The organism is Aminobacter sp. P4_D5, from assembly GCF_056401815.1.
This window is the reverse complement of the sequence record NZ_JBFUIP010000919.1, coordinates 1-631: the sequence shown is the minus strand read 5'-3', so window position 1 is coordinate 631 and position 631 is coordinate 1. Positions and strand designations below refer to the sequence as shown.

General features: G+C 68.6%; 2 protein-coding genes. Both read right to left on the bottom strand.

The features are described from left to right. Positions 1 to 277: ABC transporter permease subunit (locus AC1DWF_RS35795; RefSeq protein WP_476843202.1), on the bottom strand; the 277-nt coding region annotated here is incomplete at its 3' end. After that, positions 274 to 631: ABC transporter permease subunit (locus tag AC1DWF_RS35790; RefSeq protein ID WP_476843201.1), on the bottom strand; the 358-nt coding region annotated here is incomplete at its 5' end. The genes AC1DWF_RS35795 and AC1DWF_RS35790, both read right to left, overlap by 4 nt.

Below are 631 nucleotides of genomic sequence, written 5' to 3'. Positions count from 1 at the left end.
GCGAGGCGGCGACAAAATACTCGCCGCGCACGCGCAGGGCGGGCAAAGCGAGGCACAGGGACAGAACGCCCGAGACCAGCGCCGCGACCAGCATGGCCACCAGCGCGTCCGGGATCAGCAGCAGCGACACCTGCGCGCCGGCATAGGCGCCGAGGCCGAAGAAGACCGCATGCGCGACGCTGAAGATGCCGGCATAGCCGACGGCCACGTTCAGCGTCGCCGCCAGGATGCAGAAGATCGCGCCCAGCGAGGCGAGGTTGGTGAAATAGGCGATCATCGTGCTTGGGCTATCCCGAAGATGCCGCTCGGGCGAAAGATGATGAAGGCGAAGAGGACCAGGAAGGACACGGCCTCCGCCCACTGCGTGTCGACGAAGTTGAGCGCCACCGCCTCGGCCACGCCCAGCATCAGCCCGGCCAGCGCCGCCCCGCGCAGCGAGCCGACGCCGCCCACGATCGTCGCGGCCATGGAGATGAGCATGACCTGATGGCCGATCGCCTCATTCAGGCCGGAGGTCATCGCCGTCAGGATCGCGGCCGGCGCCGCCAGTGCCGAGCCCACCGCGAAGGCGAGCAGCGAGAGCTTCGTCGAGGAAAGGCCATAGGCCCGCAGCAGGTCCGGATTCTGGTGC